5 protein-coding genes are annotated in these 5,149 nt (G+C 64.4%); 3 read left to right on the top strand and 2 right to left on the bottom strand.

Going from position 1 to position 5,149, the window contains the following annotated elements; translation table 11 throughout:
* Window positions 1-955 (bottom strand): ATP-binding protein (locus tag ENZ75_RS20010; protein ID WP_164887882.1); only part of this gene is annotated, 955 nt, incomplete at its 3' end.
* Between the two features lie 174 nt (window positions 956-1,129).
* Window positions 1,130-2,071, bottom strand: coding sequence for a glutathione synthase (gshB, locus tag ENZ75_RS20005; protein WP_013528601.1), 942 nt, complete (start codon window positions 2,069-2,071; stop codon window positions 1,130-1,132).
* 300 nt (window positions 2,072-2,371) lie between these two features.
* Between gshB and ENZ75_RS20000 the strand changes: the two genes are divergently transcribed.
* From ENZ75_RS20000 to ENZ75_RS19990, 3 genes are all read left to right on the top strand, one after another.
* Window positions 2,372-3,721, top strand: coding sequence for an EAL domain-containing protein (locus tag ENZ75_RS20000; RefSeq protein WP_013528600.1), 1,350 nt, complete (start codon window positions 2,372-2,374; stop codon window positions 3,719-3,721).
* A gap of 267 nt (window positions 3,722-3,988) precedes the next feature.
* The gene (locus tag ENZ75_RS19995; protein WP_063169668.1) at window positions 3,989-4,756 is read left to right on the top strand and encodes an SDR family oxidoreductase; all 768 of its coding nucleotides are present in this window, start codon (window positions 3,989-3,991) and stop codon (window positions 4,754-4,756) included.
* 53 nt (window positions 4,757-4,809) lie between these two features.
* A partial coding sequence (locus ENZ75_RS19990; RefSeq protein WP_245481182.1) for a 2-dehydro-3-deoxygalactonokinase occupies window positions 4,810-5,149 on the top strand: 340 nt, incomplete at its 3' end.

The raw sequence follows: 5,149 nt of genomic DNA, 5'->3' as shown, positions 1-5,149 counted from the left end.
CCAACGGCTGGCGCAGCGCATCGAGCGTCTGCGGCGTGAACTCGGGAAACTCGTCGAGGAACAGCACGCCGTGATGGGCCAGCGACACCTCGCCCGGCCGCGCGCGGATGCCGCCGCCGACCATCGCCGCCATCGAGGCCGAGTGGTGCGGCGCGCGGAACGGCCGCCGGTCAGTCAATTTGCCTTCGCCGAGCTCTCCCGCCACCGACGCGATCATCGAGACTTCGAGCAATTCCTTCGGCGCCAGCGGCGGCAGGATCGACGGCAGCCGCTGCGCCAGCAGCGATTTGCCCGAGCCCGGCGGGCCGATCATGAGAAGATTATGCCCGCCGGCGGCCGCCACTTCCAGCGCCCGCTTGGCGGTCTCCTGGCCCTTGATGTCGGCGAGGTCGGGCAAATCCAGCGCGGCGGCGTGGATGCCGGCCTCGGGGCGCGACAGCACCTGCGTGCCGCGAAAATGATTGGCGATGGCAATCAGGCTGCGCGGTGCCAGAATGTCGAAATCCTTTCCAGCCCAGGCCGCCTCAGGTCCGCAGGCGAACGGGCAGATCAGGCCTTTGCCCTCGGCATTGGCGGCGATCGCCGCCGGCAAGGCGCCGGCGACCGCGGCAATCGTGCCGTCGAGCGACAATTCTCCAAGTACGACATAGCCGGCCAGCATGTCGCCCGGAATGGCGCCAAGGGCAGCCATCAGGCCAAGCGCGATCGGCAGGTCGTAGTGACTGCCTTCCTTCGGCAGGTCGGCCGGCGCCAGATTGACCGTGACCTTCTTCGACGGCATCGACAGGCCTGAAGCATGCAGTGCGGCCTGCACCCGCTCGCGGCTTTCGGCCACCGCCTTGTCGCCCAGGCCGACGATGTGCATGTTGACCTTGCCGGGCGCGATCATCACCTGCACATCGACCGGCACGGCCTCGATGCCCTGGAAAGCGACCGTGCGAACCCGCGCCACCATTTCTTTGCCCCCAGGCCACAACCCACGCGATGGCCAAGAAATGGCCCCACGGGCAGACAATCACAAATCCTCGGTCAAATCAAGAACATTACGGGAACATGTGAGCGCGTGGGTTGCAGCCGAATTGAGCGCGGTTGCAAAAACGGAACATGGTTAAGACAAAATGAAAACGGCTTACCCGCGCTTGTCCTCGACCGCGTCCCAGAACAGGCTGGCGATGTCGGCGCCGCCGAAGCGTTTGACCTCGCGCACGCCGGTCGGCGAGGTGACATTGATCTCGGTCATGTAGTCACCGATGACGTCGATGCCGACCAGGATGAAGCCACGCTCCTTCAGCGACGGCCCGATGCGGGCGCAGATCTCGCGTTCGCGCGCCGTCAGCTCGGTCTTTTCGGCGCGGCCGCCGACATGCATATTGGAGCGGGAATCATGTTCGGCGGGCACCCGGTTGATGGCGCCGACCGGCTCGCCGTCGATCAGGATGATGCGCTTGTCGCCCTTGCGCACGTCCTTGAGATAGCGCTGCACGATATAGGGTTCGCGAAACATCTGGCCGAACATTTCCAGCAGCGAGGCCAGGTTGCGGTCGCCCTCCAGCAGATGGAAGATGCCGGCGCCGCCATTGCCGTAGAGCGGCTTGACGATGATGTCGCCGAACTCCTTGCGGAAGGCGGCAACTTCGAGTGGATCCTTGGTGATCAGCGTGTCCGGCATCAGGTCGGCAAATTCGGTGACGAAGATCTTTTCCGGGCTGTTGCGCACCCAGGCCGGGTCGTTGACCACGAGCGTCTTCGGGTGGATGCGCTCCAGGATGTGCGTGGTGGTGATGTAGTTCATGTCGAAGGGCGGATCCTGGCGCAGCAGGACGACGTCCATCTCCGACAGATCGGTGCGCACCTTCTCGCCCAGCGAATAGTGGCTGCCTTTCTCGTCGCGCACCTGCATCTCCTCAATGCGGGCAAACACCTTGCCGTCGCGCAACGACAGCCGATCCGGCGTGTAGTGGAACAGCTCATGGCCACGCCGCTGCGCTTCCAGCGACAGCGCGAACGAGGTGTCGCCGGCGATCGACACGGTGGAGATGTGGTCCATCTGGACGGCGATTTTCAGCTTCATGGCGGGTCTCCGGCGGCTCTGATGGGCGACTGTCCTGCCTGTACAGGCTCACTGCCCGTCTGCCAATCGCGACCTTTTGAAGATTGGCATCAGCAAGTCGCAAGCTCGGCCCTGCCGGTCATTCCGTGACAGGAGCCAGGCTGCGCGTCCTCGTTGTTCCTTGAGCCCGAATGCACACCTCACATCGATCCTTCGAAACAGGTCGCGGTTGCCCATGGAAAATCGATTTCGCGATACGTTTCCTAAAGGGTTTGCTGCCAGTCTGAAAATAAATTCCGAAGTCACAAAACAGGGACACCGATGCAAACTTCGTTTGGCACCGGTCAGGCAAACAGGGAGAGCACGGATCTGGCATTCACCGATCCGTTGACCGGGCTTGGCAACCATCGCCGCTTCTTCGACAAGGTCGATCGGCTGATCGCCGACCGAGCCGACGATCCCGCGCCCTTTACCGTCGGGATTCTCGACCTCGACGGCTTCAAGCCGATCAACGATCTGTTCGGCCACAAGGCCGGCGACGACATCCTGATCCAGGTCGCGATGCGGCTGCGCGCCTCTATGGACGGCTATTCCACGGTCTGCCGCATCGGCGCCGACGAATTTGCTTTTCTCTATCCGATGGTATTCAGCGAGGACGCTGCGGCCGAAAAGTCGCGCATGCTGATCGAGATCCTGTCGGCGCCCTACGATGTCGGCGAACGCACCGCCAGGCTTTCGGCCTCGGTCGGCTGCTCGTTGTTCTATTCGGGCGACGAGACCACGGAAATCCTCATCAACAAGGCAGAGACGGCACTCTACCACGCCAAGCGTTCCGGCCGTGGCCGCGTCGTCGTCTACACCCGTGAGATGGAAGAAGCGGCCAAGCGCGTCACCCGCATCGAACAGGCGCTGCGCCGGGCTGTCTCGGCCGGCGAAGTGGAGCCGCATTTCCAACCCATCGTCGATCTCGCCACGCGCCGCACCATCGGCTTCGAGACGCTGGCGCGCTGGACCGACCGCGACCTGGGTTCCGTGCCGCCGACCGTCTTCATTCCCATCGCCGAGGAGCGCGGCATCATCGGCCCGTTGTCGCAGCTGGTGCTGCGCAAGGCGACGGAGGCCGCCAGAAGCTGGCCGAAGGACCTGTTCCTGTCGTTCAACCTGTCACCCTCGCAGCTCGTCGACCAGAACACCGGCCTGCACATACTGGCGATCCTCGACCGCACCGGCTTCGATCCGCGCCGGCTGGAGATCGAGATCACCGAGACCGGCCTGATGAACGACCCGGCCTCGGCCGCGCAGATCGTCGAGGATCTGCGCCGCGTCGGCATCCGCGTCTCGCTAGACGATTTCGGCACCGGCCAGTCCTCGCTCGGCCGCTTGCGCGAATTCCATTTCGACAAGCTCAAGATCGATCGCGCCTTCGTCTCCTCCATTCTCGACGACAGGCCGTCGGAACACATCATCCGCGCTATCCTCGCAATGTGCGAAGGGCTCGGCATGGACGTCGTCGCCGAAGGAATCGAGCAGGAAGCGCAGGCCGATCGCCTGGTCCAGTTTGGCTGCGCCGGCGGACAGGGCTATCTGTTCGGCAAGCCGGTCGATGCCGACGCCACGCTCGGCTATCTCCGCGATTCCTTCCGCGGCGCCCTGCGCGCCAAGGCGATCTGACCGGCGGTCCTCCGAGATCCCCAACCCCGACGGTGCTGCCGTGCGCATCCGGTGCGGCGCATTGTCGTTTTGTCTGACATAAGCCCTGAAATTCGGCGGTTCGCCCTTGCCCGCGCGCCTTGCGTGGCTAGGATGCGCGCCGATCACGCTACGGCGCCGCGCGTCTTTCAAGACGCGCAAAGGACGCTGTAGCATTTAACATTTGCGCATGATCCCTTTCCGAAAATCGATCCGATTTTCGGGGTCATGCGCTGGGAGACAACAACGATGATGCCATCGGCGCATTTTGCCGACCTCGAAGGAGCCTCGGTGCTGATCACCGGCGGCGGCTCCGGAATTGGCGCGGCACTGACCGAGGGTTTTGTGCGCCAGGGCGCCAATGTCGCCTTCATCGACATCGCCGACGGCCCAAGCACAGCTCTTGCCGACCGCATCGAGAAAGAATTCGGCCGCCGGCCGCTCTACCTCAAGACCGATTTGCGCGATGTCGAGGCCCTGCGGGCGTCCGCCGCGAAGGCTGCCGAGGCGCACGGCGATGTCACCGTGCTGGTCAACAATGCGGCCTGGGACGAACGCCACGCCGTCGAAGACGTGACGGTCGAGTTCTGGGACAACAACCAAGCCATTAATCTGAGGCCGCATTTCTTCACCGCGCAAGCGGTGGCGCCGGGCATGAAGCGGGCCGGCGGCGGCTCGATCATCAACTTCACCTCGACGTCCTATCTGATCAACCACCCCGACATGCCCTCCTACACGGCCGCCAAGGCCGGTATCCTCGGTCTGACCAAGGGGCTGGCCGGCAAGCTCGGTGTGGACGGCATCCGCGTCAACGCCATCGCACCCGGCTGGGTGATCACCGAGCGGCAGAAGGAGCTCTGGGTGACCGAACAGGGGCTTGCCGCCCATGTCGCCAAGCAGTGCATAAAACAGGTGATGCAGCCCGACGACATCGTCGGCACGGTGCTGTTCCTGGCCTCGGACGCTTCGCGCATGCTGACGGCGCAGATGCTGATCGTCGATGGAGGTTTCCTGTGAGCCAAGCCGGCAACGCACCGGCGGTCGCCGCCGTCGACTGGGGCACGACCCGCATGCGGGTCTGGCTGATCGACGGGCAAGGCAAGATGCTTGCCGAACGCCGCGGCGATGACGGCCTGATCACCGCGCAGCAAAAGGGCTTTTCGACCATCCTCGAAGGGCATCTGGCGGCGATGGGAGCACCAGCGGCGCTGCCCGTCATCATCTGCGGCATGGCCGGGTCCCGCCAGGGCTGGCTCGAAGCGCCCTATGTCACCGTGCCGGCGCCGCTTACCGCCATCCTTGCGGGCGCCGCCAGCGTGCCCGGACAGAGCCGTGACATCCGCATCGTTCCGGGTCTGGCCCAGCGGCTGACTGACGCGCCCGACGTCATGCGCGGCGAGGAAACCCAGC

The organism is Mesorhizobium sp. M7A.F.Ca.CA.002.04.1.1 (genome assembly GCF_004022805.1).
GTDB lineage: Bacteria > Pseudomonadota > Alphaproteobacteria > Rhizobiales > Rhizobiaceae > Mesorhizobium > Mesorhizobium ciceri.
This window is presented reverse-complemented; position numbering and strand designations above follow the sequence as displayed.